The organism is Caulobacter sp. GW821-FHT10F06, assembly GCF_058809215.1.
Map to the genome: position 1 here is coordinate 192,497 of NZ_JBXASK010000006.1, position 25,560 is coordinate 218,056.

Annotated in this window: 23 protein-coding genes; 8 read left to right on the forward strand and 15 right to left on the reverse strand. The window is 67.5% G+C overall.

The genetic code is table 11. The features are described 5' to 3' along the window. Positions 1-11: 11 nt before the first annotated feature. Positions 12-932, reverse strand: coding sequence for a glutaminase (locus AC1RUS_RS15010; RefSeq protein ID WP_492917384.1), 921 nt, complete (start codon positions 930-932; stop codon positions 12-14). A 106-nt stretch (positions 933-1,038) separates the two neighbouring features. Then, complete coding sequence (gene dapE / locus AC1RUS_RS15015) at positions 1,039-2,199, reverse strand: succinyl-diaminopimelate desuccinylase (protein WP_492917385.1); 1,161 nt, start codon at positions 2,197-2,199, stop codon at positions 1,039-1,041. 64 nt (positions 2,200-2,263) lie between these two features. Between dapE and AC1RUS_RS15020 the strand changes: the two genes are divergently transcribed. Both AC1RUS_RS15020 and AC1RUS_RS15025 read left to right on the forward strand, forming a co-directional pair. Then, positions 2,264-2,743 (forward strand): cupin domain-containing protein, encoded by a 480-nt coding sequence (locus AC1RUS_RS15020; RefSeq protein WP_492917386.1) that lies wholly within the window; start codon positions 2,264-2,266, stop codon positions 2,741-2,743. A gap of 170 nt (positions 2,744-2,913) precedes the next feature. Further along, positions 2,914-3,201, forward strand: a complete 288-nt coding sequence (locus tag AC1RUS_RS15025; RefSeq protein ID WP_492917577.1) for a GIY-YIG nuclease family protein — start codon at positions 2,914-2,916, stop codon at positions 3,199-3,201. A 56-nt stretch (positions 3,202-3,257) separates the two neighbouring features. Here AC1RUS_RS15025 and dapD read toward each other — a convergent pair whose 3' ends face one another. The 10 genes from dapD to AC1RUS_RS15075 all read right to left on the reverse strand — a co-directional run bounded on the left by dapD (position 3,258) and on the right by AC1RUS_RS15075 (position 14,966). Next, positions 3,258-4,106 (reverse strand): 2,3,4,5-tetrahydropyridine-2,6-dicarboxylate N-succinyltransferase, encoded by an 849-nt coding sequence (gene dapD, locus AC1RUS_RS15030; protein ID WP_492917387.1) that lies wholly within the window; start codon positions 4,104-4,106, stop codon positions 3,258-3,260. Positions 4,107-4,108: 2 nt separating this feature from the next. Further along, the gene (locus AC1RUS_RS15035; protein WP_492917388.1) at positions 4,109-4,768 is read right to left on the reverse strand and encodes a pyrimidine 5'-nucleotidase; all 660 of its coding nucleotides are present in this window, start codon (positions 4,766-4,768) and stop codon (positions 4,109-4,111) included. Then, entirely contained in the window at positions 4,765-5,679 is a 915-nt protein-coding gene (argB, locus tag AC1RUS_RS15040; RefSeq protein ID WP_492917389.1) for an acetylglutamate kinase, read from the reverse strand. Before argB ends, AC1RUS_RS15035 begins: the two co-directional genes overlap by 4 nt. Before the next feature lie 81 nt (positions 5,680-5,760). Further along, positions 5,761-6,036, reverse strand: a complete 276-nt coding sequence (locus tag AC1RUS_RS15045) for a SemiSWEET family sugar transporter (RefSeq protein WP_492917390.1) — start codon at positions 6,034-6,036, stop codon at positions 5,761-5,763. Positions 6,037-6,038: 2 nt separating this feature from the next. Beyond that, the gene (locus AC1RUS_RS15050) at positions 6,039-6,506 is read right to left on the reverse strand and encodes a response regulator (protein WP_492917391.1); all 468 of its coding nucleotides are present in this window, start codon (positions 6,504-6,506) and stop codon (positions 6,039-6,041) included. A gap of 22 nt (positions 6,507-6,528) precedes the next feature. Beyond that, positions 6,529-7,638, reverse strand: a complete 1,110-nt coding sequence (lovK, locus tag AC1RUS_RS15055; protein WP_492917392.1) for a photosensory histidine protein kinase LovK — start codon at positions 7,636-7,638, stop codon at positions 6,529-6,531. Between the two features lie 197 nt (positions 7,639-7,835). Further along, complete coding sequence (locus AC1RUS_RS15060; protein ID WP_492917393.1) at positions 7,836-8,888, reverse strand: sulfate ABC transporter substrate-binding protein; 1,053 nt, start codon at positions 8,886-8,888, stop codon at positions 7,836-7,838. 44 nt (positions 8,889-8,932) lie between these two features. Beyond that, positions 8,933-9,985: a sulfate ABC transporter substrate-binding protein gene (locus AC1RUS_RS15065; protein ID WP_492917394.1), complete on the reverse strand. Its 1,053-nt coding sequence runs from the start codon at positions 9,983-9,985 to the stop codon at positions 8,933-8,935. Between the two features lie 29 nt (positions 9,986-10,014). Further along, on the reverse strand, positions 10,015-11,463 hold the full coding sequence (locus AC1RUS_RS15070; RefSeq protein ID WP_492917395.1) for an OprO/OprP family phosphate-selective porin: 1,449 nt from the start codon (positions 11,461-11,463) through the stop codon (positions 10,015-10,017). Between the two features lie 260 nt (positions 11,464-11,723). Next, the gene (locus AC1RUS_RS15075) at positions 11,724-14,966 is read right to left on the reverse strand and encodes an autotransporter outer membrane beta-barrel domain-containing protein (RefSeq protein WP_492917396.1); all 3,243 of its coding nucleotides are present in this window, start codon (positions 14,964-14,966) and stop codon (positions 11,724-11,726) included. A gap of 175 nt (positions 14,967-15,141) precedes the next feature. Between AC1RUS_RS15075 and AC1RUS_RS15080 the strand changes: the two genes are divergently transcribed. Further along, a complete protein-coding gene (locus tag AC1RUS_RS15080) occupies positions 15,142-16,557 on the forward strand; it encodes a sensor histidine kinase (RefSeq protein ID WP_492917397.1) in 1,416 nt (471 codons plus the stop codon). Between the two features lie 134 nt (positions 16,558-16,691). On the opposite strand, the gene AC1RUS_RS15085 is transcribed toward AC1RUS_RS15080, so the two are convergent. Next, positions 16,692-17,849: a HupE/UreJ family protein gene (locus tag AC1RUS_RS15085; RefSeq protein ID WP_492917398.1), complete on the reverse strand. Its 1,158-nt coding sequence runs from the start codon at positions 17,847-17,849 to the stop codon at positions 16,692-16,694. Position 17,850: 1 nt separating this feature from the next. Further along, positions 17,851-18,990 carry a DUF3500 domain-containing protein gene (locus AC1RUS_RS15090; protein ID WP_492917399.1) on the reverse strand — a complete coding sequence of 380 codons (1,140 nt, stop codon included), beginning with the start codon at positions 18,988-18,990 and terminating at the stop codon, positions 17,851-17,853. A gap of 261 nt (positions 18,991-19,251) precedes the next feature. On the opposite strand from AC1RUS_RS15090, the gene pstC reads away from it, so the two are divergent. From pstC to phoB, 5 genes are read left to right on the forward strand one after another with little or no spacing between them, the layout of a single operon-like run. Beyond that, entirely contained in the window at positions 19,252-20,691 is a 1,440-nt protein-coding gene (gene pstC, locus AC1RUS_RS15095) for a phosphate ABC transporter permease subunit PstC (RefSeq protein ID WP_492917400.1), read from the forward strand. Further along, on the forward strand, positions 20,684-21,982 hold the full coding sequence (pstA, locus tag AC1RUS_RS15100; RefSeq protein WP_492917401.1) for a phosphate ABC transporter permease PstA: 1,299 nt from the start codon (positions 20,684-20,686) through the stop codon (positions 21,980-21,982). Before pstC ends, pstA begins: the two co-directional genes overlap by 8 nt. Before the next feature lie 50 nt (positions 21,983-22,032). Next, on the forward strand, positions 22,033-22,875 hold the full coding sequence (gene pstB, locus AC1RUS_RS15105) for a phosphate ABC transporter ATP-binding protein PstB (RefSeq protein ID WP_492917402.1): 843 nt from the start codon (positions 22,033-22,035) through the stop codon (positions 22,873-22,875). Positions 22,876-22,891: 16 nt separating this feature from the next. Then, positions 22,892-23,581, forward strand: a complete 690-nt coding sequence (gene phoU / locus AC1RUS_RS15110; protein ID WP_492917403.1) for a phosphate signaling complex protein PhoU — start codon at positions 22,892-22,894, stop codon at positions 23,579-23,581. 13 nt (positions 23,582-23,594) lie between these two features. Continuing rightward, entirely contained in the window at positions 23,595-24,287 is a 693-nt protein-coding gene (gene phoB, locus AC1RUS_RS15115; protein WP_492917404.1) for a phosphate regulon transcriptional regulator PhoB, read from the forward strand. Between the two features lie 11 nt (positions 24,288-24,298). On the opposite strand, the gene AC1RUS_RS15120 is transcribed toward phoB, so the two are convergent. Beyond that, positions 24,299-25,456 carry a hypothetical protein gene (locus tag AC1RUS_RS15120; protein WP_492917405.1) on the reverse strand — a complete coding sequence of 386 codons (1,158 nt, stop codon included), beginning with the start codon at positions 25,454-25,456 and terminating at the stop codon, positions 24,299-24,301. Positions 25,457-25,560 lie beyond the last annotated feature (104 nt).

Consider the following 25,560-nt stretch of genomic DNA (forward strand, 5'->3'; position numbering starts at 1 on the left):
GCGGTTCGAAGCTAGAGCACCGAACAGTTCGTTAGCTGTGCGAAAGCTTCCAGCGCCGATGTTCCGACCACGGAGGTTCCAAACCGGTCCAGCTCCGGCGACCACACGGTGATCACGGCCTTGCCCGGGACCACGGCGACAATGCCGCCGCCAACGCCGCTCTTGGCGGGCAGGCCGACGCGGTAGGCGAAGCTGCCGACGCTGTCATAGATGCCGCAGGTCAGCAGCAGGGCGTTCAGCCGCCGGGTCAGGCGGTCGGGGAAGATGGTCTCCTGGATCACCGGCGAGAAGCCGCCGGCCGCAAGGGGCAGCATGGCGCGGGCCAGCTGCCGGCAACTCATGGTCAGGGCGCACTGGCGGCAATAGGCGGCGACCACGGCCTCGGGGTCGTGGGTGATGGTGCCCTTGCCGCGCATCAGGTTGGCGATGGCGCGGTTCTGGTGGGCGGTGGCGAGCTCCGAGGCGGCGACGGCTTCGTCGATCTCGACCGCTTCGTCAGCGAGGAAGCTGGCGAAGCCCCGCACCAGCGCGGCGGGGTCTTTCACCGTGTCCAGCAGGTGGTCGGTGATCGCCAGGGCCCCGGCGTTGATGAACGGGTTGCGCGGCACCCCGGCCTCGGCCTCGAGCTGGGAGAGATGGTTGAACGGCGTGCCAGACGGCTCCTTGCCGACCCGCGTCCAGACCTCGTCGCCGAAGCGGTTCAGCGCCAGGCCCAGGGCGAAAACCTTGGTGATGCTCTGGACCGAGAAGCCCTCGTCGGCGTCGCCGATCACGTGCTCGCCGCCGTCGATCGTGCGCACGGCCATGCCAAACTTGTGGCCGGGCACGTCGGCCAGTTCGGGGATGTAATCGGCCGGCCGGCCCTTGCCGAAGTGCGGCTTCACCAGCACGGCCACCTCGGCCAGGACGTCGTCGATCGAAAACTCGTCCATTTTCACTCCGTCATCCCCCGACCTGTTCGGGGGACCCAAGCCGGGTTGAGCACGTCACGGAACGCCGCTTGGGTCCCCCGGATGAACCTGGGGATGACGGCGGGGTCTAGGCGAAGGCCTCGAAATAGCGTCGGATCAGGGCGGTGTAGGCGTCGGCCAGGTAGCGGATCTCCTCCACTGGAACGCGCTCGTCGACCTGGTGCATGGTCGAGCCGACCAGGCCGAACTCGACGACAGGACAAAGGCTGCGGATGAAGCGCGCATCGCTGGTGCCGCCGGTGGTGGACAGCTCCGGCACACGGCCGGTGGCCTCGCCCACCGCGCCGACGATGACGTCGGTAAAGGGGCCCGGCTCGGTCAGGAAGGCCTCGCCGCTGATCTTGCACAGGGCCTCGACGCGGCCAGAGAAGCCCTCCGCGGCCTCGCGGCACTCGGCCTCGATCCAGGCGGCCAGGTCCTTGCCCTGGTGGGCCGGGTTGAAGCGGATGTTGACCCGCGCCCGCGCCGTGGCCGGGATGACATTGGTGGCGGTGTTGCCGACGTCGACGGTGGTGACTTCCAGGTTCGAGGGCTGGAAGCCGGTATAGCCGTCGTCGAGCACCCGGCTCTGCAGGCGGCTGAGGATATCGATCAGGACCGGGATCGGATTGGCGGCGCGATGCGGATAGGCGACGTGGCCCTGCACGCCGTCGACGGCGATCCAGGCGTTGATGCTGCCGCGCCGGCCGATCTTGACCATGTCGCCGAGCAGGCTAGCCGACGTGGGCTCGCCGACGATGCAGTGGTCGATGATCTCGCCCTCGGCGGCCAGGGCCTGGACGACCTTGACCGTGCCGTCCTCGGCCACGCCCTCCTCGTCGCCGGTGATCAGGAAGCTGATCGCGCCGGGCGTTTCGGGCATCCGCGAGACGGCGGACACGAAGGCGGCGATGGCGCTCTTCATGTCGACCGCGCCGCGGCCGTAAAGTACGCCGTCCTTGATCTCGGCCTCGAACGGACCGGCCGTCCAGGCGGCGTCGTCGCCGACGGGCACGACATCGGTGTGGCCGGCGAAGCAGAGATTGGGGCGGTCGGTCCCGCGCTTGGCGTAGAGGTTCTCGATCTCGCCGAACTTCATGCGGCGGCAATCGAAGCCCAGGCCTTCCAGCTGGCGCTGCAGCACGTCCATCGCGCCCTCATCGGCCGGTGTCACCGACGGACGGCGGATCAGGGCCTGGGCGAGGTCGACGGGGTCGATGCTGACGGAAACGGGCGCGGGGCTGGTCATGATCCTGCGTTTAGGCTTCCCTCCGCCCTGACGCAAACCAAGCAAGTCTCTTCCCCGGATTCCCATGCCCAAGATCGATATCGACAGCGCGCCCACCCGCTTCGGCACGGCCTATCCGCCGCCGTTCGACGCGCCGTGCCTGGAGCGCCAGCGCTGGAAGCTGGGCGACGCCGCGGGCCTGACCCAGTTCGGCGTCAACCTGATGCGCCTGCCGCCGGGCCAGTGGACCAGCCAGCGTCACTGGCACACCGCCGAGGACGAGTTCACCTGGGTGGTCGAGGGCGAGGTCGTGCTGGTCGAGAACGACGGCGAGACGGTGCTGCGGGCCGGCGACTGCGCGGGCTTCAAGGCCGGGGTCGCCAACGGCCACCACATCCAGAACCGGTCCGACAAGGTGGCGGTGCTGCTGGAAATGGGCACGCGCGCGCCGGAGACTGACGGCTGCGACTATCCCGATATAGACCTTATCCTGCGCGAGGGCGAGGAGACGTATCGGCGTCGGGATGGGACGCCGTATGAGGTCGAGGGCGGGCGGAAGCGCTGAGTCTTCTTAGTTCGAACATCCCCGCGAAGGCGGGGACCCAAACGGGATTGGCCGGCGGCAGCACCATGATCCGAACGTCAGCTTGGGTCCCCGCCTTCGCGGGGATGTTCGATATATAGAGTTCATGATATGTTCTCATGTCGTCGGCGGGAGGCCAGACCGTGAGAGACATGCAGTTCTGCGTTTATCTGCTCGCGAGCGGTCCCTACGGAACGCTCTACTGTGGACATACCGACGATCTCGTTCGTCGTATCTGGCAGCACAAGGAAAAGGTCTACAAGGGCTTCGCCGCCAAGTACGGCGTCGACCGGTTGGTCTGGTATGAGGCGGGCGATACGCGCGAAGGCGCTTTCGTCCGTGAGCGGCAGATCAAGAAATGGAATCGCGCCTGGAAAATCCGCCTGATCGAGGCTGAGAATCCGACTTGGGCGGATCTGTATGAGACGCTGATCGGCTAGCCGCTAGCCGATTGCGCTCATCCCCGCGCTGGCGAGGATGAGCGCGTGCATGAGCCCTAGTCCCGCAGCAGGTCGTTGATGCTCGTCTTCGACCGGGTCTGGGCGTCGACCGTCTTGACGATCACAGCGCAATACAGCCCCGGGCCGCCCTTCGGGTCTGGCAGGTTGCCCGGCACCACGACGCTGTAGGGCGGGACCTTGCCGATGTGGATCTGGCCGGTCTTGCGGTCGACGATCTTGGTCGAGGCGCTGATGAACACGCCCATCGACAGCACCGAGCCTTCGCCGACGACCACGCCCTCGACGACTTCCGAGCGGGCGCCGATGAAGCAGTTGTCCTCGATGATGGTCGGGTTGGCCTGCAGGGGCTCCAGCACGCCGCCGATGCCGACGCCGCCCGACAGGTGGACGTGCTTGCCGATCTGGGCGCACGAGCCGACAGTCACCCAGGTGTCGACCATCGTGCCTTCGTCGACATAGCCGCCGATGTTCACGAACGACGGCATCAGGATGACGTTCTTGCCGACATAGGCGCCGCGACGGACGATGGCGCCGGGTACGGCGCGGAAGCCGCCGGCCTCGAACTGCGGGGCTTCCCAGCCGTCGAACTTGTTGGGGACCTTGTCCCACCACGGGCCGACGCCGCCGCCCATGGCGCCGGCGCGCATGACGGTGTTGGGGTTGAGGCGGAACGACAGCAGCACGGCCTTCTTCAGCCACTGGTGGGTCACCCACTCGCCGTCGATCTTTTCCGAGACCCGGGCCTTGCCGCTGTCGAGCAGCAGCAGCGATTCTTCCACCGCTGTGCGGACGGGGCCGGTGGTGGCGACCGAGACGCCGTCGCGGGCCTCCCAGGCGGCTTCGACTTCGGTTTGCAGGTCGGAAAGGCTGACGGTCGTGGTCATGGCTAGGCTTCCTTCAGGCGCGCCGAGGTCAGGAACCCGGCGAGGTCGTGCGTGCGATGATGGACGAATTCGGAGGTCGAGGCCGCCGCGTGGGCGCCGACCAGGATGGTGGTCATGCCCAGGCGCGCGGCGGGGACGAGGTTCTTCTCGCTGTCTTCGAAGAAGGCCGTGACCGGCGGATCGATGTCGTGGCGCTTGGTGATCTTGTCGAAGGTGGCCAGAGCCGGCTTCGGCACATAGTCGGCCGTCTCGATGGCAAAGACGTCGCTGAAGAGATCGCGCAGGCCCAGATGGGCCAGCACGCGCTCGGCGTGACCTTCGGAGCCGTTGGTGAAGATCAGACGGCGGCCGGGCAGGCGGTCTATGGCGTCGCGCAGGGCGATGTCGGGGACCAGGCGATCCATCGACACGTCGTGCACCTCGTCCAGAAACGCCTTGGGCGCCATGCCGTGGTGGGCCATCAGCCCGGCCAGGGTGGTGCCGTGCTCGGTGTAGTACTTCTTCTGCAGCGCCCGGGCTTCCTCGCGTGGAAGCCCGGTCTCGCGCTCGACGAAGTCGGTCATCCGCCCCTCGATCAGGGCCATGTATTCGCTCTCGGCCGGATAGAGGGTGTTGTCGAGATCGAACAGCCAGGTGTCGACGTGGGTGAGGTCGGCGCTCATTTCGAGATGAGCGTGCCCGCGCCGTGTTCGCTGAAGAGCTCGACGAGCATGGCGTGCGGACGACGGCCATCCAGGATGACCACGGCCTCGACGCCCGACTCGACGGCGTGGATGGCGTTTTCCAGCTTGGGGATCATGCCGCCGCTGGCGACGCCGCTCTCGATCAGGCCGCGGGCCTCCTCGATCGTCATCTGACGAATGAGCTCGCCGTTGCCGTCCAGCACGCCCGCAATGTCGGTCAGCATCAGCATCCGCTTGGCCTTCAGCGCGCCCGCGAGCGCGCCGGCGACGGTGTCGGCGTTGATGTTGAAGGTCTGGCCGGCTTCGGAGACGCCGATCGGGGCGATCACCGGGATGTAGTCGGTTTCCGACGACAGCAGGGCCTGGATGATGTGCGGATCGACCTTGGTCGGCTCGCCCACGAAGCCCAGGTCGACGACCTGTTCGATATTGCTGTCAGGGTCGCGCTTGGTTCGGGTCACCTTCTCGGCGGTGATCAGGCGGGCGTCCTTGCCCGACAGGCCCACGCCCCGGACATCGGCCTCAGCGCCGGCCAGGGTGATCCAGTTGGCGATTTCCTTGTTGATGGCGCCCGACAGCACCATCTCGGCCACTTCCATGGTCGCTTCGTCGGTGACGCGCAGGCCGTCGATGAAGGTCGACTTGACGCCGGCCTTGTCGAGCATGCGGCTGATCTGCGGGCCGCCGCCGTGTACGACCACGGGATGGACGCCCAGCAGCTTGAGCAGCACCGCGTCGGCGGCGAACACCTTGGCGACCTCTTCCTGGCCCATGGCGTGACCGCCGTATTTGATCACCACCGTCTCGCGGTCGTAGATCTGGATGTAGGGCAGGGCCTCGGCCAGGGTCTTGGCTGTGGCCCAGCCGGCTTCCTCGGCGGCGTCGGTCAAGGTGGCTGATCCTGTACGAAAAGGGCGGGTCTCGATAGCGGACCCTGCCCCCCCTGTCATCCTAAAGCAGCGCGCGAAGGCTCAGCTTGGCTTGACGTCGAAGCGCCATTTCATGACCAGCACCGCCGACGACATGGCCAGGCAGGCCAGGTTCGAGGCGACCACCGGCCAGGCCTGGATCATGACGCCATAGGTCGTCCAGCAGGTGAAGCCGGCGACGGTGGCGAGATAGGTGCGCAGGGACACCGAAGAGGCGTCCTTCTCCTTCCAGATCTTGAAGATCTGGGGCGCGAAGCTGGTGATCGAGAGCAGGGCGGCGGCGACGCCGACCGCGACGGCCGCGGGCGAAGCCGCCATGGTCAGCCGGCTTTCGGCATGGCGTCGTTCAGACCCCACAGCTCGGCATAGGCCGGCGACAGGGTCAGGCCGATGGGGACCGGCCCCGGAGCCTGGCCTTGGCGCATGCAGATGGTCAGATATTCCAGAGCCGTCTTCACGCCATGGCTGGAATAGGGCTTGCCGATCACGCCGCAGGCCCCGGCGTAGTCGTCGGGCAGGCGCTTGACGTTGGCGGTCATGAACAGGGCCACCGCACCGCAGTCGTCGTGAATCTTGCGGGCCACCTCGACGCCGGTCGGGCCGTCGCACAGGTGGACGTCGACCAGGGCCAGGTCGGGATGGAGGTCATGGGCCAGGGTGACGGCCTCGTCGGAGCTCATGGCGTGGCCCACCGAGTGGCATCCGGCCTCCTCCAGCAGGAACTCCAGCTCGACGGCGAGGAGAACCTCGTCCTCGACAATCAGAACGCCGAGCGGTTGCTCGTCCATGACTCATCCTCACCCGAGACCTTCAGGGGCGCGCGCCGTTAACGGGCAAGTTGATCACGACGCGCGTACCGGGCTCCGCGTCGGAGGTCTCGGTCTTCGCCTTCAATTGCTGCGACAGCAGCTGGATGATGGTGAGCCCGAAACCCGACGTGTTCGCCGTACTTGTCCTACCAACGCCGTCATCGGTGATTTCGATCCGAAAATCGCCGTTGGCGCGCTTGATGCCCACGAAGATCCGTCCGGCGCGGTTGTCGGGGAAGGCGTGGCGCATGCAGTTGGACAGCAGTTCGCTGATCACGAGAGCCAGCGGCGCGGCCTTGGCGGCGGCCACATCCACCCGCTCCAGGTCCAGGCTGAACTCGATGTTGTCGCGCCCCGAGGAGCCCATCACGTCGGCCACCAGGTCGCGAACGAAGGCCGAGACGTCGAAGCGCTCGACGTCGTCGCTCTGGAACAGGCGGCGGTGGACGGTGGCGATGGCGTTGACCCGGTCCAGCATGCCGCGCATGGCCGCCTTGACCCCGGGATCGGACACGCGGCGGTTCTGAAGCAACAGCAGCGAGGAGATGAGCTGCAGGTTGTTCTTGACCCGGTGGTCGACCTCGTGGAGGAGGGCGGTCTTCTGCTCCAGCGCCTGGGTCAGCGCCTGGGTGCGCTCTGCGACCAGCTTCTCCAGGTCGTGCCGGGTGTCGCTCAGCGCGAACTCGTTGTGCTTCTTGTCGGTGACGTCCAGCTGCGAGCCGAAGAAATATGTGATCGCGCCAGCCGTGTCGCGGACCGGGCTGAGATAGAGTGCGTTCCAGAACGACGAGCCGTCCTTGCGATAGTTCAGCACCTCGCAGGCGATGTCCTCTCCGGCGGCGATCGCGGCGCGGATCATGGCCAGGGCCTCGGGATCGGTGTCGGGGCCCTGCAGGAAGCGGCAGTTGCGCCCGATCACCTCGTCGCGGCCATAGCCCGTCAGGCGCAGGAAGGCGTCGTTGGCGAAGATGATCGGATTGTCGGCCTGGCTGGCGTCGGTGACGATCATCGCCATCCGCGTGGCTCGGATCGCCGCAGCGAAAGGGTCTTCCGCACCGTGGCCGGCGTCGAGAGCGTCGGCGGCGCGGCGCGATTGCAAAAGGTCCGTCATTCGATAGCCCGACCCGGCATGTACATGGCCCCCCAGTTCGCGGCTAACGCGCCATGCCGCGCGTTGTTCCTGCTTGTGTCGGCTTCCCAACATTGACTCCAAAACAGTCGCGGCGTGAACCCCGGTCGGGATTCACGCCGCTTGGGCGAGGCGGAAAGGGGAGCAACCGCCTCGCGAGCCGATCAGGCCGCCGAGGCCTATTTCGGCTGGTAGATCTTGTCGAACAGGCCGCCGTCGGCGAAGTGCGTGGCCTGCGCCTTCTTCCAGCCGCCGAAGGTGTCGTCGATCGTCACCAGCGGGATGCTCTTGAACTTGCTGGCGTATTTCGCCGCCGCCGCCGCGCTGCGCGGGCGGTAGTGGTTCTTGCCGATCAGGTCCTGGGCCAGCGGGCTGTAGAGGAAGTTCAGATAGCCCTCGGCGGCCAGGCGGGTCTTGTGACGGTCGACGTTCTTGTCGACGATCGCCACCGGAGGCTCGGCCAGGATCGAGATCGACGGATAGACGATGTCGAACTTGCCCGGCAGTTCTTCCTGCGCAAGGTAGGCCTCGTTCTCCCAAGACAGCAGGACGTCGCCGATGCCGCGCTGGGTGAAGGTGGTGGTGGCGCCGCGCGCGCCGGTGTCGAGGATCGGCACGTTCTTGAACAGCTGCTCAAGGAAGGCCTGCGCCTTGGCCGGGCTGCCGCCCGGCTGCTTCAACGCCCAAGCCCAGGCGGCCAGATAGTTCCAGCGGGCGCCGCCCGAGGTCTTGGGGTTGGGGGTGATGACATCGATGCCGCCCTTCACCAGGTCGCCCCAGTCCTTGATCTTCCACGGGTTGCCCTTGCGGACCAGGAACACGATCGTGGAGGTGTAGGGCGTGGAGTTGTTGGGCAGACGCGACTGCCAGTTGGCCGGCAGCAGCTTGGCCTTGGCGGCGATCTCGTCGATATCGTAGGCGAGAGCCAGCGTGACGACGTCGGCCTGCAGGCCGTCGATCACCGAGCGGGCCTGCTTGCCCGAACCGCCGTGGCTCTGGTTGATGGTCAGGGTCTGGCCGACCTTGTCCTTCCAGTACTTGGCGTAGGCGGCGTTGATGTCCTTGTAGAGCTCGCGCGTCGGGTCGTAGCTGACGTTCAGCAGGGTCAACGGCTTGGCGCCTTGCGCCTGGGCCTGGCCCGCCAGCAGGGCCGGAGCCGCGAAGGCCGCCGCGCCTGCGCCGGCGGCGCCGATCACGCCGCGGCGCGTGGGGGTCTTGGGGTCGTGGGTCATGACGGATATCTCTGCTGAGAGGTTTGTCTTGGACACTGGAACGCTCAACCAGGCTTGTAGATCTGGTCGAAAACGCCGCCGTCGACGAAGTGCCGGGCCTGGGCCTTGGCCCAGCCGCCGAACTGCTCGTCGATGGTGACCAGCGGGATCTTGGGGAACTTGCCGGCGTACTTGGCCGCCGCCGCGGGATTGCGCGGGCGGTAGTTGTTCTTGCCGATCAGGTCCTGGGCCAGCGGGCTGTAGAGGAAGTTCAGATAGCCTTCCGCCACCAGGCGCGTGCCCTTGCGGGCGGCGACCTTGTCGACCACGGCGACCGAGGGCTCGGCCAGGATCGACATCGACGGATAGACGATGTCGAACTTGTCGGGGCCGAACTCCTGGCGGGCCAGGTGGGCTTCGTTTTCCCAGGTCAGCAGGACGTCGCCGATGCCGCGCTGGGCGAAGGTCGTAGTCGAGCCGCGCGCGCCGCTGTCGAGGATCGGCACCTGCGAATAGAGCTGCTTGACGAAGGCCTGGGCCTTGGCGTCGTTGCCGCCGGGCTGCTTCAGGGCCCAGGCCCAGGCGGCCAGATAGGCCCAGCGCGGGGCGCCGCCGGTCTTGGGATTGGGGGTGATGATGTCGACGCCCGGCTTGATCAGGTCGCCCCAGTCGCGGATCTTCCACGGGTTGCCCTTGCGGACCAGGAAGATGATCGTCGAGGTGTAGGGGGCCGAGTTGTCGGGCAGGCGGCCTTGCCAGTTTTTCGCGGTCAGGCCGCGCTTGGCGATCTGGTCGATGTCGTCGGCCAGGGCCAGTGTGACTACGTCGGCCTGCAGGCCGTCGATCACCGAGCGGGCCTGCTTGCCCGAACCGCCATGGCTCTGGTTGATGGTCAGGTCCTGTCCGACCTTGTCCTTCCAGTACCTGATGTAGGCGGCGTTGATGTCCTTGTAGAGCTCGCGGGTCGGATCATAGCTGACGTTCAGCAGGGTGATCGGCTTGAGCGCCTTGGCGTCGGCGGCCAAGGCTTGCGAGGCCAGGGTCGGCGCGGCGACGGCGGCCGCTCCGGTTGCGCCAAGGACGCCCCGACGCGTCGGCTTGTTGAAACTGCGGGTCATGGGGGCGTCCTTGGGTCAGGCTTACTGGCTTAGAAGGCGTACTGGCTGCGGACGTTGATCACCTTGTAGTCCTGACCGGCCTGGGCGCCGGCGGCGTCACGGCGATCGACGCTGACGTCCAGATAGTCGAGCGAGAACTTGGTCACCGGGTTGGGGAACCAGTTGAGGCCCACCGAGGCGATCGTCTGGTCGCCGCCGCGCACGCGGTCGGCCGCCAGGGTCGAGTACTCGTGGTGGTTCAGGTCAGAGACCGAGTAGCGGCCGGCCAGTTCCCAGGCGCCCCATTGGCCCTTGCGGGGATCGAACGGCTTGTCGACGGCGGGCGCGTCGAAGGCGAAGTTGTTGACGTTGTACTTGCGGGCCTCGCCGGTGATGACCCACGAGCCTTCGACGTACCAGGCCTTGAACTTCGGATCGCTGACGCCGGCGGCCGGGTTGCGGCGGTCCAGCGCGATGTCGAAATATTCGCCCTCGATGAAGAAGTTCTTCTTCTGGGCGGCCAGTTCGAAGCCGTAGTGGCGCGCGCCGGTCGAGTCGATGGCGCCCGAGGAGATCAGCTGGGTGGCGTCGACGCGCAGTTCCGGACGGTCGGTGACGGTGACGCTGTAGGGGCCGCCCGCCACGGACTGGGCCGGGGTGGCCACCAGGCTGGCGTTGGCGCCGACATGGACCAGCCAGTCCAGGCCCTTGAACGGGATGAACGCGACGCGGCCGACATAGCCCAGCTGCTCGTCGGTGGTGGCGGCGTCGCCGGCCTTGGCGCCGGTGATCGCGCCGGAGATCAGGTAGCGCTCGCCCACGGTCTGGACCTGCAGGCCGATGCGCTTGTCGGCGCCGGCCAGGCCGCGCGACAGCTCCGACGGCGACGGACGCTCGGGGAACAGCGAGCCGTTGGTCGAGGCGACGTCGGCCAGGCCGACGTTCGGGGCGAAGGCGCCGACCTTCACCTTGAAGGGCGCATAGTTGTACTGCAGCCACAGCTCCTGCAGCGTGCCGGCGCCGTCGGTGCCCGCGCCGCCGAACTCGAGCAGGACGGAGTAGTCGAAGTTCTTGAAGGCCTTGCCGTCGACGCCCAGGCGGGCGCGGCGGAAGTTGGTGCCGCTGTTGAGGTCGCGGCCGTTGGTGACCGAGGCCGGGACCGGCTTGTCCTGATAGTACTGGGCGGCGTCCAGCTGCATCACCGCGTGGATGTTGGCGCTGAAGGCGCCGTCGCCCGAGGCGATGGTCGGCTTGCCGCCGGCGATGCTGACGGTGGTGGCGCTCTGGGTGGCGCGGACGTCCTTGAGGCTGGCGGCGGTGGCGGCCTTCAGGTCGGCGATCTGGCCCGACAGGGCCGCGAGCTGGGCTTCCAGCGCGGCGATGCGAGCCTCGGCGTCGGTCTGCGACGCGGCGGTCTGGGCGTTGGCGGCCCCCGCCATCGTCATGAACGAAACGCCGGCGACAAGCGCGGTGCGCAGGGCTTTCTTGGTGATGGTCATGGTCTTCCCCTCTCGGCGTCGCGTTGGGCGCCGACCTGTTGCGGATAGGGAAGACGATTATTCCTAGTTATTAAATGGAGATTAGGAAACGCGGCTTTGAGTTTTTCTAGAGGCGTGGCGAAGCGTCGCAGCCCGTGCGCGAATCCCGTTCAATTCCAAAGAGATAAAAGGTTGCCAAAACCTTTAGGCGCTCCGTGTCCGGAGCAAATGGCCCGTTTGGCCAGGGCGGGCGGGCGTCGAAACGCCCGCCGCGCGGGTCGTTAGAACATCGCCCGGCCGGCGAGGCGCAGGTTGTAGCGCTTCTGTTTCTTGGCCGCTTCCACGCCGCCCTCGAGGGCCAGGTACGACATCGGGGTGCCGGCCTTGAGCGAGAAGCCCAGGGTCGCGGCGCCTTGCTTGTCGTCCAGGGCGGCCAGGGTGAAGGGGTTGCCGCCGGTGAAGCGGGCGGTGGTGTCGCCCACCTGTCCGGCCAGGGTCTGGCGATAGCCGACGCGCACTTCTGGACGCCACCAGACGTCCTTGCCGAAGTCGGCGCCGAAGGCGATGCCGAACTCGCCCGACAGGTTGCTGGAGGTGCGCTCCTCGACCGTCAGGTCGAAGCCCGCGCCGCCGCCCTTTTCGGTGCGCTTGCCTTCACGCAGCCAGACATAGTCGATACGGCCTTCCGGACGGGCGTAGTAGCGGCCGAACTTGGCCTCGTAGGCCGCGCCGCCGAACAGGTTGGCGGTCGCGCCGCCCCAGCGGGCGCTGTTCTTAAGCACCAGGTCGGCCACGCCGTCGCCATTGGCGTCCGGGGCGATGAAGCGACGGTCGCCGTCGAACCAGCCGTAACCCGCGCCGCCGCCGGCGTTCATGATCCAGCCGCCGACCGAACGCCGCCAGTAGGCGCCGCCCTGCACGAACGAGGCGGTGGTCTGCTCGCCCACCTTGGCGACGGTGTCGTGTTCCTCGACGTTCACATAGGCCAGGGTCAGGCCCAGGGCCCCGCCCGCGTCGCCCATGGCCTCATAGCCTGCGACGAAGCCGAAGGCCTGGTTGTCGGAACCGGCCGTCTCGCCCTTGTCGCGGCGGACCAGCGAGTTGATTTCCTGGATCCAGATGCTGTCGGGGCCGTAGCGCTCGCCCTTGTCGGGGCGGACGGCGGTGGCGGCCGAGATCATCTGGTTGGCCGACTGCAGCGACGCGAACAGACCCTCGCCCTGGTCGGGCAGCATCTGGTCGTACAGGTTCAGGAACCCGTCCTTGGCGTTCTGGGTCAGGAAGCTGCTGGCCAGACTGCTGTCGGCGCCGAGGGCCGCAAACACCGCGTCATAGGCCGAGGCTTCCGAGCGGTTGAAGCCGATCTCGGCGGCCGTGCGGCGACGCACGTCGATATAGACGTTGTTGGTGTCGGCGCGGCTGGTGGCGACGTAGAGGTAGGGCGAGTCCGCCAGCAGGGCCTGGCCGATCGAGCCGACGGTCAGGGTGCCGGCGCTGATGACCGTGTAGGAGGTCGGCTGCTTGACCAGGCTGGTCAGGCGCACGCCCAGCTCGGCGCCGCTGGCGATGTTGGCCGCGCCCGAGACCACCAGCTTGGTGTTGGTCCCCGCGGCCGCGTCGGCGGTGAACAGGATCTTGCCGCCCGAGCCGACATTGAGGCTGGTGGCGTTGATCGTGGCGGCGTTGGAGAGGCCCAGGCTGCCCTTGCCGACGGTGATGTCCAGCTTGCCGTCGGTGTCGGTCAGGGCGCCGAGGAACAGCGAGCCGCCGTCGACGACGAAGGTGTCCTGGCCGGCGCCGAACGACAGGTCGCCGATCATCGAGCCGTTCATCAGCTTGAAGGTGTCGGCGCCCGAGCCGAAGCGCACCGCGCCGACGATGGCCGGCTCGTCCGCGTCGTCCACGCCGTCGCCGTCGGCGTCCGCGTCGGCGACGCCGTCGGCGAGGTCGTCGCCGTCGTTGAGGCCGGTCTGCACCAGGGTCACGCCCGTGGTGTTGCGGCTGACGTCGATGGCCACGGCCTTGCCGGTCACCGTCTCGTTGGAGGCGAGGAGGTCGGAGTCGTCGGTGTCCAGCTCGTCGTCGGTCGGCACCACCGAGGCGATGATCTTGCCGTTGTTGATCAGGCTGGTCAGGCTGCCCGAATAGTCGATCACGCCGTAGGCGTTGCCCTTTTCGCCAGCCAGCGTGCTCGAGATCGCGCCGTCGTTGCGGAACGTGCTGGCGGTCGCGCCCGCGTCGATCGCGACGCCGCGCGAGTCGAACGCGCCTTCAGAGATCGAATAGGTGGTGACCGAGCCCTGGTTCCACAGCGTCGGGGCGTTGGCGCCTGCGGTCAGGTGGACGCCCGTGGAGTTGGCCTCGTAGGCGGTGGCGGCGATGGTGGCGGTCAAACGCGCGCCGTTGGCCAGGGTGGTGGTCTGGCCGGTCGCGCCGCCGATCTGGATCGCCGAGGCGGCGACCCCGTCATACACGCCGTTGGCGTTGACCGCGCCGCGCACGATCAGGCCGTAGGCGTTGTCGCCCGTGCCGACCGCGCCGATGGTGATGGCCTTGGTGTCCGAGCCGACCAGCAGGGCCGGGGCGCCGCCGAAGACGTTCAGCGACGACGTGCCTTCGCTGGCGTCGGCGACGCCGTCGCCGTCCTCGTCGGTGTTGGCGGTGTCCTTGTCGGCCGGGGGGGTGTCCAGCAGCACGCCGCCGGTGACGCTGGAGGCCACGCGGACGGCCGGGCCGCCCTGCAGCAGGTCGTCGGCGTCGAGCTTGTTGCGGTCGGCCAGCAGGCTGGGCCGCGAGGTGTAGCGATAGCCGGTGGCCGTGACGCCGCCCTGCACCACGAAGGCGCCGGTGATGTCGCCGCCGATGTCGACGCCGACCGCGTTCTTGCCGGTGGCCGAAACGCCGCCGTTGACCGTGACCTTGCCGGTCACCGGGGCGGCGACCTTGATGGCCGTGCTGTTGTCGCCCAGGACAGTGATCGAGCCGCTGGTGGTCAGGTTGCCGATCAGCTGGCTTTCCAGTGAGATGCCGGCCGAGTTGTTGCCCTCGATCGTGATCGCGCCGGCCGCGTCGTTGATGATGTCGCCGGTGAAGGCGCCCGGACCGGTCAGGCGGATGCCGAAGCGGTTCGAGCCCGTGGCGAACGCGCCGTCGATATCGCCGTCCGAGTCGGTGTCGGTGGGGGTGTAGTCCTCGGTCAGCGAAATGACGTTGGAGTTGGTCACCGAGCCGGTCTTGCCGCCCAGGATCAGCACGCCAGTCGAGTCGTTGACGCCGACGGTGGCCAGGGTCCCGAGGTTGGTGACCTTGTTGTTGCTGTCGAGGGTGATCATCGGCCCGGCCGTGGTCGGCTTGATCGAGCCGTCGGCGGTCACCTTGATGTCGTCGGCGGCCGCGCCCGTCGCCGTCGACGTCGAGATCGGCGTCGTACGGGCGGTCGAGACCGAGGTTTCAGCCGAAGCGCCAAACGCCAAAGCCAGGATAGGAGCGGCTGCGACTGTCGCGACCAGGACCTTGCGCTGCATTACGTACGATACCTCGGATAAGAACCCAGACCCTAACTTGCGTCACGTTGCGGCGAAATTGCGGTGAGCGACGCCGGCGACATTCATTAGGGCGCCAACCGTCTATCGCATGGCGTATCAGGGCGCCATATCTGGTTCGTCGAATCCCCCGCGGCGAGAATCGAGGCACGGGTCCATGTCGCCCGCGAAACATTCCCTTCTGACCGCTCCGCGCGCTCTGGCGAGCGCCGCCGCGCCTGTCCTGATCGGGCCTGGCGCGATCCTGGCCCTGGCCGCCGTGGGCGCCGCCCAGCCCGGTCCGGCGGTCGCCGCGGCCCTCGCGGCCGGTGTCGGCGGTCTCTATCTCAGCGCGCGCCATCGCCAGGCCGCGGCCATCGAGGCCCGGCCGACCGCCGCCCTGGCTCCGGTCGCGGCCGCCAACGCGCCGCCCTACGCGACGATTCTCGAGCGCCTGCCCGACCCGCTGATGGTGATCGCCGCCGAGGAGGCCGACGACCTGACCGGCCGCCGCTTCGTGTTCGCCAACGCCGCGGCGCGCGAGCTTTTCCGCATCCAAGGCGACGGCGCGCTGCTGGTCACGGCCGTGCGCAATCCCGGCGTGCTGGAGGCGGTGGACGAGGCCCTGTTCGGCGGCATCGAGCGCGCGGTCGAATACGAGACCGGCGGGGCCCAGGGCCGCGCCTGGATCGCCTACGCCCGGCCGTTGGAGGACAATCCCGCCGGCTCGCGCCAGGCCCTGCTGGTGCTGCGCGACGAGACCGACGCCCGTCGCAGCGAGCGCACCCGCGCCGACTTCCTGGCCAACGCCAGCCATGAGCTGCGCACGCCCCTTGCCTCGCTGTCGGGCTTCATCGAGACCCTGCGCGGCCACGCCAAGGAGGATCCGGTCGTCCGCGACAAATTCTTGGGCATCATGCAGGCCCAGGCCGAGCGGATGTCGCGGCTGATCTCCGACCTGATGAGCCTGTCGCGCATCGAGCTGAACGAACACATCGCGCCGCTGGGCCGGGTGGACCTGGCCATGGCCACCATCGACGTCATCGACGCCCTGGGCCCGCAGGCCAAGGAGAAGGCGGTCGGCTTCGATCCCGTCCTGCCGCCGCGCGGCGCGGCCGTGGTCGAGGGCGACCGCGACCAGATCATCCAGGTGATCCAGAACCTGATCGACAACGCCATCAAGTACACCCCGCGCGACGGCGTGGTGCGGGTCGAGCTCTATCCGGGGCTCAGCGCCGATTCGGCCGCCGCGCCACGCGATCCGGCGGCGGCGCGGATGTCGCTGCTGACCCCCGACCACGCCGCCGGCGAGCGCTACGCCACCCTGCGGGTCACCGACCGTGGGCCGGGCCTGGCGCGCGAGCACCTGCCGCGCCTGACCGAGCGCTTCTACCGCGTCGAGGGCCAGAAGAGCGGCGAGCGCTCGGGCACGGGCCTGGGCCTGGCCATCGTCAAGCACATCATGAACCGCCACCGCGGCGGCCTGACGGTGGAAAGCATCCAGGGCGACGGCGCGACCTTCGGCGTCTACCTGCCGATGGCCAAGGGCGTGGCGGAAGTCGAGACGGTGGCGGTGGCGTCGACCGAGGCGTAGGGGGCCGCCCTAGGGCTCATCGCCATTCAGCCGACCGAGACCACATGACCTGATCTTCCTAGGCACAAGGCCTAAGGAAGAAAGGTTTAAGGAAAGACCGTAACCGCGTCGCGATCCTTAAGGTCGATCCGGCTCTAGGCGAGCCGCGCCGCCAGCCAGATCGTCGAGGCGACCAGGGCCCCGCCGCCCAGGGCCCACCGGACCCTGTCGCCCAGCGGCCGGCCCCGGATGGCGAAGAAGAGCGGGGCCAGGGCGCAGACCAGCGCCACCTGCACCAGCTCGACGCCCAGGTTGAAGCCCAGGGTCGCGGCGATGACCTGGCCGGTAGTCAGTGACAGGGCGCTGATCGCCCCGGCGAAGGCCATGCCGTGCACCAGGCCGAAGCCGCCCGCCACCCAGGCCTCGCGCCGAGGGAAGATCGGTCGCAGCGCGTGCAGCGCCGAGATCCCCACCGACAGGGCGATCAGCACCTCGATTCCCCGGCCCGACGGCGGCAGCCAGCCCAGCGAGGCGGCCAGCAGCGAGGCCGAGTGGCCCGCCGTGAAGGCGCTGACCCGCGTGAAGGTGGCGACCAGGGCGCGCCGGCCGTCGGCGACCGGCCTCCAGCGCCGTTTTTCCGCATGCAGGGGCGCTGTCAGGATCAGGGTGATCAGGAACAGCAGGTGGTCGGCCCCCTCCAGGATGTGGCGGGCGCCCAGCCAGACCATGCTGATCCAGGCCGGCCAGGCCGGCGCGTCGGCCCGGTCGATCCGCAGGCTGCGGGTCTCGGCCCGCAGCGCGCCGACCAGCCGGGGATGCTGGGGAAGCACGTTGCGGTCCCAGTCCTGCTCCAGGCTGACGACCGCCTCGTGAGTGGCGATCTCCCGGACGATCACCTCGTAGTTCAGCACCAGCGCGGCGGGCGGTGGTCCGGCCGGCGGGGTCAACTCGACCTCGACGTTCCATTCGTCGGCGGGCGATCCGGTCTCGCGCAGGTTCAGCACCTTGACGGTCCATGGCGCGCCGTCGGGCGAGCGGGCCCTGACCCTGTCGGCGACATAGGCGCGGACGGCCGGGGCCGACAGCGCGGCGGGCGCGTCGCCCTTCGACGAGGGGATCAGCCCAGCCTGGGCGAACGCGACCTCCAGCCGGTCGGCCGGCAGCTTCAGGTGAAGCCGCCACGATGTGGTCAGCACCCGCACCTGCACGAACGACTTGGGCATTTCGTGGGCCGAGGCCAGGCCGCCCAGCAAGACGGTCCAGGCGGCCAGGGCGAGGATGATCGCCGCCAGCAGCGGCTTGGCGCGCGGCATCCTAGAAGGTGAAATTGCCACCGTAGTCCATCGTCTTGTCGCGCCAGATGCTGTGATAGTGGTTGGGGCTGAAGACGACGCCGCTCTGGACGCTGAACTCGATCCACACGCGGGGGCCGTCGATTCGCACGTACGAGCCGCGCGTCGACAGGTCCGAATAGGAGGCCCAGGCGATATAGGTCGAGGCCAGGGCCGCGTCGGTGGTGTAGGCGGCCGCCTGGCCCGTGCCGTTGGCGTCTCCGGCGTAGCTCTCGATCGCGGCCTTGACTAAGGCCTGCTGGCTGGCGCTGAGGCTCGACACCGCCAGGCCCGACTGGGTGCTGGGGAACTGACCGTCCTTCTGGGGCGGGACCAACAGGTCGTCATAGGCCTGGGACAGCTTGGCGGAGGCCAGCTGGCTGGAGCTCAGCCCATTGAGCATGGCCTGCAAGGCGTCGTGCTCGGCGCCCATGGCCGTGTACGAGGTCCCGCCATAGGTGAAGGTCAGCGGTTCGACCCCGACGAAGTTCGGCGTCATGCTGACGAAGTCGCCTTTCACGCTGGCCAGGAACGTATAGTGGTGGCCGGTGAACTCCAGGATCCAGGGGCTGGTGGTCGACGGCGTTCCCAGGAACGAGATATAGTAGAGGTTCTCGCCATAGCCGGTCGCCGCCGTGGCCAGGTAGCCGTCGGCTGCGCGCAGGCCCTTCATGGTGGTCTGGCCCTGGCTGGTCAGCGCCGCGTTGATCAGGGCCTCGGCCGCCGCCTTCTGGGTGGTGCTCAGCGAACTCAGCGCCAGGCCATGCCGCGTCACGAAGGTGGTCGGGAGGTTCGACCAGTACTTGGTCGCGTTGTCCGAGGTCAGGCTGTAGCTGACCGCCGCCAGCTCGGTGCTGCTGAGCGTGGCGCGGAAGGCGTTCGACAGGCAGACCAGCTGGGCGCCCTGGGTGGTCTCCGCGCAGGCGGACGACGAGGCGCTGCTGCTGGAGCTCGAACTGCTGGAGCTGCTTGAACTGGAACTGCTGCTGCTGGAGCTGCTCGACGACGAGGATGATCCGCCGCCGCCTCCGCAGGCGCTTAGCGTGGCGACCAAGGCTAGGCCGACGACCGCCGCGGTGACGCGATCGGCGCCGGTCCGGGCCGGCGAACGCTCGATGTTCATGTGATCTCCACGGTCACGATTGACGCCCCGTCGTGATCGGTGACCGTTGTTCTTTGCGCTCGGATTGCCGCCCGGTTACGTTCCTAGGCATCTGACGTGACAAACCTTTCGCCCGGTTGAGCTTGCCGTCCCGGCCACTGTCGTCAAACTGTCATCAATCCGTCGCATAAGCACAGCGCCGGGCGGGCATAGCTCGACCGGGGCGGGACGACGCGTTGTGCGCTGTCATCGCAACCCCTCGCGCAAGACCCCGCCGCACGCATGCTGACCTGGCTCTCGCTCCTGTTCTTGGCGCTGTTTTCGAGCATCGCCTACATGCTCGGCCGACGCCGCGCCGTGACCAACGCCGGCGGAGTCGCCCGCGTTCTCCACTCCCTTCCAGGCTATTACGGCAGCTACGCCGCTCTGTGGGCCGGCGCGCCCGCCGCCCTGCTGCTGCTGCTGGGCGCCATGTTCGGCGACCGGGTCGAGGACGCGATGCTGCAGGCCCAACGGCCGGCCATCGTCCAGACCCTGGACGCCGACCGCCAGAACGTCTTCTTCAGCGACGCCCAGGCCATCGCCGAAGGCGTCGCCCCCAGCGAGGTGGCCTATGAGGGCGAACTGAAGGTCGCCCTCGACGCCAAGGTCGTCGAGGCCAAGCGCATCGACAACCTGATCCGCTACAGCGTGCTGGGCCTGGCGGCCGTGGTCGCCCTGGCCGGCTTCCTGCTGGCCTTCCCGCGCCTGTCGGCCGACTTCCGGGCCCGCAACCGGGTCGAGGGCTGGGTCGGCGGCCTGCTGATGGCCTGCTCGATCGCCGCTGTCCTGACCACTCTGGGCATCGTCCTCTCGCTGATCTGGGAAAGCTGGCGCTTCTTCCAGAGCGTGTCGCCGATCTCGTTCCTGCTGGGCACCCAGTGGAGCCCGCAGATCGCCATGCGCGCCGACCAGGTGGCCTCGGAAGGCGCCTTCGGCGCCGTGCCGCTGTTCGCCGGCACCTTCCTGATCATGCTGATCGCCATGGCCGTGGCCGCGCCGGTCGGCCTCTATTCGGCGATCTACCTCTCGGAATACGCCAGCCGCCCGGTGCGCGCGACGATCAAGCCGCTGCTCGAGGTGCTGGCCGGCGTGCCGACCGTCGTCTACGGCTTCTTCGCCGCCCTGACCGTGGGGCCGCTGTTCCGGGCCGGCTTCAACGCCCTGGGCGCGATGCTGGTCGGCACGATGCCGGGCGTCGGCCAGTACCTGATGGAAGTCCAGAACCAGATGGCCCTGGTGGCCGGGGTGGTGATGGGCATCATGCTGATCCCGTTCGTCTCGTCGCTGTCGGACGACATCATCAACGCCGTGCCGCAGAGCTTGCGCGACGGCAGCTACGCGATGGGCGCCACCAAGTCCGAGACGGTCAAGAAGGTGGTCTTGCCCGCCGCCCTGCCGGGCATCATGGCCGCCATGCTGCTGGCCGTGTCCCGCGCCGTCGGCGAGACCATGATCGTCACCATGGCCGCCGGCCTGCAGGCCAAGCTGACCGCCAACCCCCTCGACACGGTCACCACCGTGACGGTGCAGATCGTCACCCTGCTGACCGGGGACCAGGAGTTCGACAGCCCCAAGACCCTCTCGGCCTTCGGCCTGGGCCTGACGCTGTTCGTCGTGACCCTGGGCCTCAACATCATCGCCCTGCGCATCGTCCAGAAGTATCGAGAACAGTATGACTGACGTCACCGCACCCGTCGGTTCCGCCGCTCGCGCGCCGCTGACCGCGATGGAAGCCCGCCTGAAGAAGCGCCACCGCGACGAGAAGATCTTCAAGGCCCAGGGCCTGGCCGCGATCGTCGTGGCGATGATCTTCCTGGTCGTTCTGGTCGGCCGCATCGTCGGCCAGGGCTACACCACCTTCACGACCCACACCCTGAGCGTGCCGGTCTATCTGAACCCCGAGCGCATCGACACCTCCGACCTGGAAGGCGTCAACTATGACTACATCGTCGCCGAGGCGGTGATGAAGAAGCTCAAGGTGCAGGACGACGACCTGGGCACCACCTCGGGCAAGGTCATGGACCTGATCAGCCGCGACTTCGGCTTCCAGCTGCTGAACCAGCTGAAGAAGGACAAGTCGCTGATCGGCAAGACCGTGACCGTGACCGGCCCGTTCAAGGCCGACGCCGACCTCTACTTCAAGGGCGAGATCAAGCGCTCGACGCCGGAAGGCGACCGCAAGCTCGACAACCAGCAGCTGGACTGGCTGGAGCAGCTGCGCGCCGACGGCTCGCTGAAGACCGGCTTCAACACCGCCTTCTTCACCAACTCCGACTCCACCGAGCCCGAACAGGCCGGGGTGCTCGGCGCGGTGGTCGGCTCGGCCATGATGCTGCTGATCACCGCCCTGATCGCCGTGCCGGTGGGCGTGATGGCCGCCGTCTATCTGGAAGAGTTCGCCCCGAAGAACCGCTGGACCGACGTCATCGAGGTCAACATCAACAACCTCGCCGCCGTGCCCTCGATCGTCTACGGCCTGCTGGGCCTGGCCTTGTTCATCAACTGGCTGCACGTGCCGCGCAGCTCGCCGCTGGTCGGCGGCCTGGTGCTGGCCCTGATGGCCCTGCCGACCGTGATCATCGCCACCCGCTCGGCCCTGAAGGCGGTGCCGCCCTCGATCCGCGAAGCCGCCCTGGGCGTCGGCGCGTCCAAGACCCAGACCGTCTTCCACCACGTGCTGCCGTTGGCCATGCCTGGCGTGATGACCGGCGCCATCCTGTCGCTGGCCCACGCCCTGGGCGAGACGGCGCCGCTGCTGATGATCGGCATGGTCTCGTTCGTGCCCGGCGTGCCGGAAGGCTTCACCGGCGCAGCCACCGTCCTGCCCGTGCAGGTGTTCATCTGGGAGAACGCCTCCGAGCGGGCCTTCCATGAGCGCACCGCCGCCGCCATCATCGTCCTCCTGGTCTTCATGATCGTCATGAACGCCGCGGCCGTCATCCTGCGCCGCCGCTTCGAGCGCCGCTGGTGAGCCACATGATCCTGAACCCTTCCGCTTCGCCCCTCGTCCAGGGACACGCCATGCCGACCCAAAGCCCCGACGACACCGCCCACACCCCGGTGCTCCACACCGCCGTGCCGCACGCTCACGCCAGCGCGCCGGTCGGCGAGATCAAGATCCGCGCCAAGGACGTCAACGTCTTCTACGGCGAGAAGCAGGCGCTGTTCGATGTGAACATCGACATCCCCGCCAAGTCGGTCACCGCCTTCATCGGCCCGTCGGGCTGCGGCAAGTCGACCTTCCTGCGCTGCATCAACCGGATGAACGACACGATCCCGACGGCCAAGGTGTCGGGCGCGATCGAGATCGACGGCGCCGACGTCAACGCCAAGAGCGTCGACCCGGTGGTGCTGCGCTCGCGCGTCGGCATGGTGTTCCAGAAGCCCAACCCCTTCCCGAAGACCATCTTCGAGAACGTGGCCTACGGTCCGCGCATCCACGGCCTGGCCACCGCCAAGGCCGACCTGGAAGCCATCGTCGAGAGCAGCCTGAAAAAGGCCGGCCTCTGGAACGAGGTCGCCGATCGCCTGCACCAGCCCGGCACCGGCCTGTCCGGCGGCCAGCAGCAGCGTCTGGTCATCGCCCGCGCCATTGCGGTCAGCCCTCAGGTCATCCTGATGGACGAGCCCTGCTCGGCGCTGGACCCGATCGCCACGGCCAAGATCGAGGAGTTGATCGACGAGCTGCGCAGCCAGTTCTGCATCGTCATCGTCACCCACTCGATGGCCCAGGCCGCCCGCGTGTCGCAGAAGACCGCCTTCTTCCACCTGGGCAAGCTGGTCGAGAGCGGGAACACCGAGGACATGTTCACCAATCCTCGTGACAGCCGCACCCAAGACTACATCACCGGCCGCTTCGGCTAACCGGCAGGATCGAGACATGACCGAGCATACCGTCAAATCCTACGGCGAAGAGCTGAACCATCTGACGGCCGAGGTCACCCGCATGGGCGGCCTGGCCGAGGCGCAGGTCGCCGACGCCGTCGACTGCATCGCCCGCCGCGACGCGCCGCTGGCCCAGCAGGTCGTGGCCCGCGACGAGCGTCTGGACGCCCTGCAGGGCGAGATCGAGCGCAAGGCCTTCCGCCTGATCGCGCTGCGCCAGCCGATGGCCGTGGACCTGCGCCACGCCGTGGCCGCGCTGAAGATCTCGATGAGCCTGGAACGCTGCGGCGACATGGCCAAGAACATCGGCAAGCGCGCCCTGATCCTGACCGACGCCGAGCCGATGACCGCCCTGACCCGCTCGATCGAGCGCATGGGCCGCCTGGTGCAGGGCCGCCTGAAGGACGTGCTGGACGCCTATTCCAGCTCGGACCTCGAGCGCGCCGTGGGCGTGTGGAGCCGCGACGAGGAAGTCGACGAGCACTACAACGCCATCTTCCGTGAGTTGCTGACCTACATGATGGGCGACCCGCGCACGATCAACGCCTGCGCCCACCTGCTGTTCGTGGCCAAGAACCTCGAGCGCATCGGCGACCACGCCACCAACATCGCCGAGATCATCCACTTCGAGATTACGGGCGAGGAGATCGTCTCCAAGCGCCCGAAGCTCGAAACCCCGCGTTAAGGGAGCCCTGGCTTTGACCCCGTATGTTCTTGTGGTCGAGGACGAGGACGCCCTGGCCACCCTGCTGCACTACAATCTCGACAAGGAAGGCTACCAGGTCGGGGTCGCCGGCGACGGCGAGGAAGCCCTGACCATGGCCAGCGAGCGCGCGCCGGACCTGGTGGTGCTGGACTGGATGCTGCCCAAGGTGTCGGGCATCGAGGTCTGCCGCCGCCTGCGCGGCCGGGCCGAGACCCGCAACGTGCCGATCATCATGCTCACCGCCCGCGGCGAGGAGAGCGACCGCATCCGCGGCCTGGACACCGGCGCCGACGACTACGTGGTCAAGCCGTTCTCGATGGTGGAGCTGACCGCCCGCGTCCGCGCCGTGCTTCGCCGGATCCGCCCGGGCCTGGCCGACGACCGCATCACGGTCGGCGACATCATCATCGACCGCGTCGCCCACCGGGTGAAGCGCCAGGGCAAGGAAATCCACCTGGGCCCCACCGAGTTCCGCCTGCTCGACTACCTGATGCAGCATCCGGGCCGGGTGTTCAGCCGCGAACAGCTGCTGGACGCGGTGTGGGGCTCGGACGTCTATGTCGAGGCCCGCACGGTGGACGTGCACATCGGCCGCCTGCGCAAGGCGCTCAATGGCTCGGCGGATGGGGATCCGATCCGGACGGTGCGGTCGGCGGGCTATTCGCTGGACGTCGAGGCGGCTTAGCGGTTAGCGGCCTATCCGTAGATCTCTCGCGCGTATGTTCGCACTTCAGGCGTCGCTTGTTGTGCAAGGCTGTCGAGATATTCTAAGAATGCTTCCCCAGTGTTTAGGGAGAAGATGCGCGCCTTGAGGTTTAGCTCGTCGCACAATGGCTTTTCCGCCAACAAGCCGGCCCATTCCTTGTCGACGAACATTATATCGACATAGGGGCCGTAGGCCGCGATTGCTTTGATATCGTTGAACGTGCCGCGCCCAGGCGCTCTCTTCTGACCAGCGGCCGCCTTACGCGCCAGCGCGGCGAACAAATAGCAGCTTATTCTATGATATGGCTGATGGCGGTTCCCCTGCCATTGCCAGAACGCTGCGACCTTCTCACCGGCCGCCGCTTCATTGAAGCCATGCGCGACCAAGTAGGATCTCAACTGGAAAAACTCTCGCAGATGCGGATTGAGTGCCGCGCTAGTGTAGGCTTCGATGTCGTTTGCAGCCATTGCCGCCGCCGTCTTTAAAAAGGCTGCATTAGCCGCCTGAATCTTAGCGCGGCCATACGCCTCAAGCTCGTTCTCAAGCGCCTGACGGAAGGTCGGTTTCTCCTGTGCCCAGACCTCAGCGAGCGAGGCCAGAGCGTTGCTCGCTGAGTCTCGGTGCTTTCGCGCGTCTGCAGCGAAATGAGAGTAGTTCATGTTCGTGGTGATATGCAGTTCAGGGAGCCAAGCGTTGCGCTCCCCATTCAGTACATCGTCAACATTTGAATCGAGATTGGGCAACTCACTACCGGCTAAGAAGGCCTGGAAGAAGGCCCACGTTTGGCGCCCTTCTATCTCTTCGACCGAGACGAGATCGACATCGCCACCCAACAGTTCGTGAGCAAGTCGTAGTTCATCGGCTTCGGCGAATAGCATCGACTCCTCAGTATGAACGCTTCCGCTCGGAATGAGGGCCTGCTGCAGAAGTAAAACTTCTCGCACCTTCTCGGAGGCAGCATTCCAGAAATCAGCGCTGTTGGCACCAAGCCGTCGTTTACCCGCGCGGGTCTTGTAAATCTCGCTAACGGCGAACTGGTCGAGGTAAATGACAGCCTTGTTTACAGACGGCAGGAGTTCGGAGACGGCATGGCGGCACTTGCGGCACCGGCGAGTCAGAACTTGGCCGCCCACTGACAGCAGGCCCAATTCATCCTGAGCGCATCGTGGACAGCGGCGAAACGGACCCCGTTCAAACATGGCGCAATCATGAAGCACAGGCGCGTTGGGGACTAGAGGCATCCGGGCCTAGC

Excerpts from the sequence above, each read along its gene's own strand:
- AC1RUS_RS15045 (WP_492917390.1), bottom strand. The coding sequence starts at position 6,036 with ATGGCGGCTTCGCCCGCGGCCGTCGCGGTCGGCGTCGCCGCCGCCCTG.
- AC1RUS_RS15020 (WP_492917386.1), top strand. The coding sequence starts at position 2,264 with ATGCCCAAGATCGATATCGACAGCGCGCCCACCCGCTTCGGCACGGCC.
- AC1RUS_RS15080 (WP_492917397.1), top strand. The coding sequence starts at position 15,142 with ATGTCGCCCGCGAAACATTCCCTTCTGACCGCTCCGCGCGCTCTGGCG.
- AC1RUS_RS15090 (WP_492917399.1), bottom strand. The coding sequence starts at position 18,990 with ATGAACATCGAGCGTTCGCCGGCCCGGACCGGCGCCGATCGCGTCACC.
- AC1RUS_RS15035 (WP_492917388.1), bottom strand. The coding sequence starts at position 4,768 with ATGAGCGCCGACCTCACCCACGTCGACACCTGGCTGTTCGATCTCGAC.
- AC1RUS_RS15085 (WP_492917398.1), bottom strand. The coding sequence starts at position 17,849 with ATGCCGCGCGCCAAGCCGCTGCTGGCGGCGATCATCCTCGCCCTGGCC.
- pstC (WP_492917400.1), top strand. The coding sequence starts at position 19,252 with ATGCTGACCTGGCTCTCGCTCCTGTTCTTGGCGCTGTTTTCGAGCATC.
- phoU (WP_492917403.1), top strand. The coding sequence starts at position 22,892 with ATGACCGAGCATACCGTCAAATCCTACGGCGAAGAGCTGAACCATCTG.
- pstB (WP_492917402.1), top strand. The coding sequence starts at position 22,033 with ATGCCGACCCAAAGCCCCGACGACACCGCCCACACCCCGGTGCTCCAC.
- AC1RUS_RS15075 (WP_492917396.1), bottom strand. The coding sequence starts at position 14,966 with ATGCAGCGCAAGGTCCTGGTCGCGACAGTCGCAGCCGCTCCTATCCTG.
- AC1RUS_RS15025 (WP_492917577.1), top strand. The coding sequence starts at position 2,914 with ATGCAGTTCTGCGTTTATCTGCTCGCGAGCGGTCCCTACGGAACGCTC.
- lovK (WP_492917392.1), bottom strand. The coding sequence starts at position 7,638 with ATGACGGACCTTTTGCAATCGCGCCGCGCCGCCGACGCTCTCGACGCC.
- AC1RUS_RS15070 (WP_492917395.1), bottom strand. The coding sequence starts at position 11,463 with ATGACCATCACCAAGAAAGCCCTGCGCACCGCGCTTGTCGCCGGCGTT.
- AC1RUS_RS15050 (WP_492917391.1), bottom strand. The coding sequence starts at position 6,506 with ATGGACGAGCAACCGCTCGGCGTTCTGATTGTCGAGGACGAGGTTCTC.
- AC1RUS_RS15065 (WP_492917394.1), bottom strand. The coding sequence starts at position 9,985 with ATGACCCGCAGTTTCAACAAGCCGACGCGTCGGGGCGTCCTTGGCGCA.
- dapD (WP_492917387.1), bottom strand. The coding sequence starts at position 4,106 with ATGACCACGACCGTCAGCCTTTCCGACCTGCAAACCGAAGTCGAAGCC.
- AC1RUS_RS15060 (WP_492917393.1), bottom strand. The coding sequence starts at position 8,888 with ATGACCCACGACCCCAAGACCCCCACGCGCCGCGGCGTGATCGGCGCC.
- AC1RUS_RS15010 (WP_492917384.1), bottom strand. The coding sequence starts at position 932 with ATGGACGAGTTTTCGATCGACGACGTCCTGGCCGAGGTGGCCGTGCTG.
- dapE (WP_492917385.1), bottom strand. The coding sequence starts at position 2,199 with ATGACCAGCCCCGCGCCCGTTTCCGTCAGCATCGACCCCGTCGACCTC.
- pstA (WP_492917401.1), top strand. The coding sequence starts at position 20,684 with ATGACTGACGTCACCGCACCCGTCGGTTCCGCCGCTCGCGCGCCGCTG.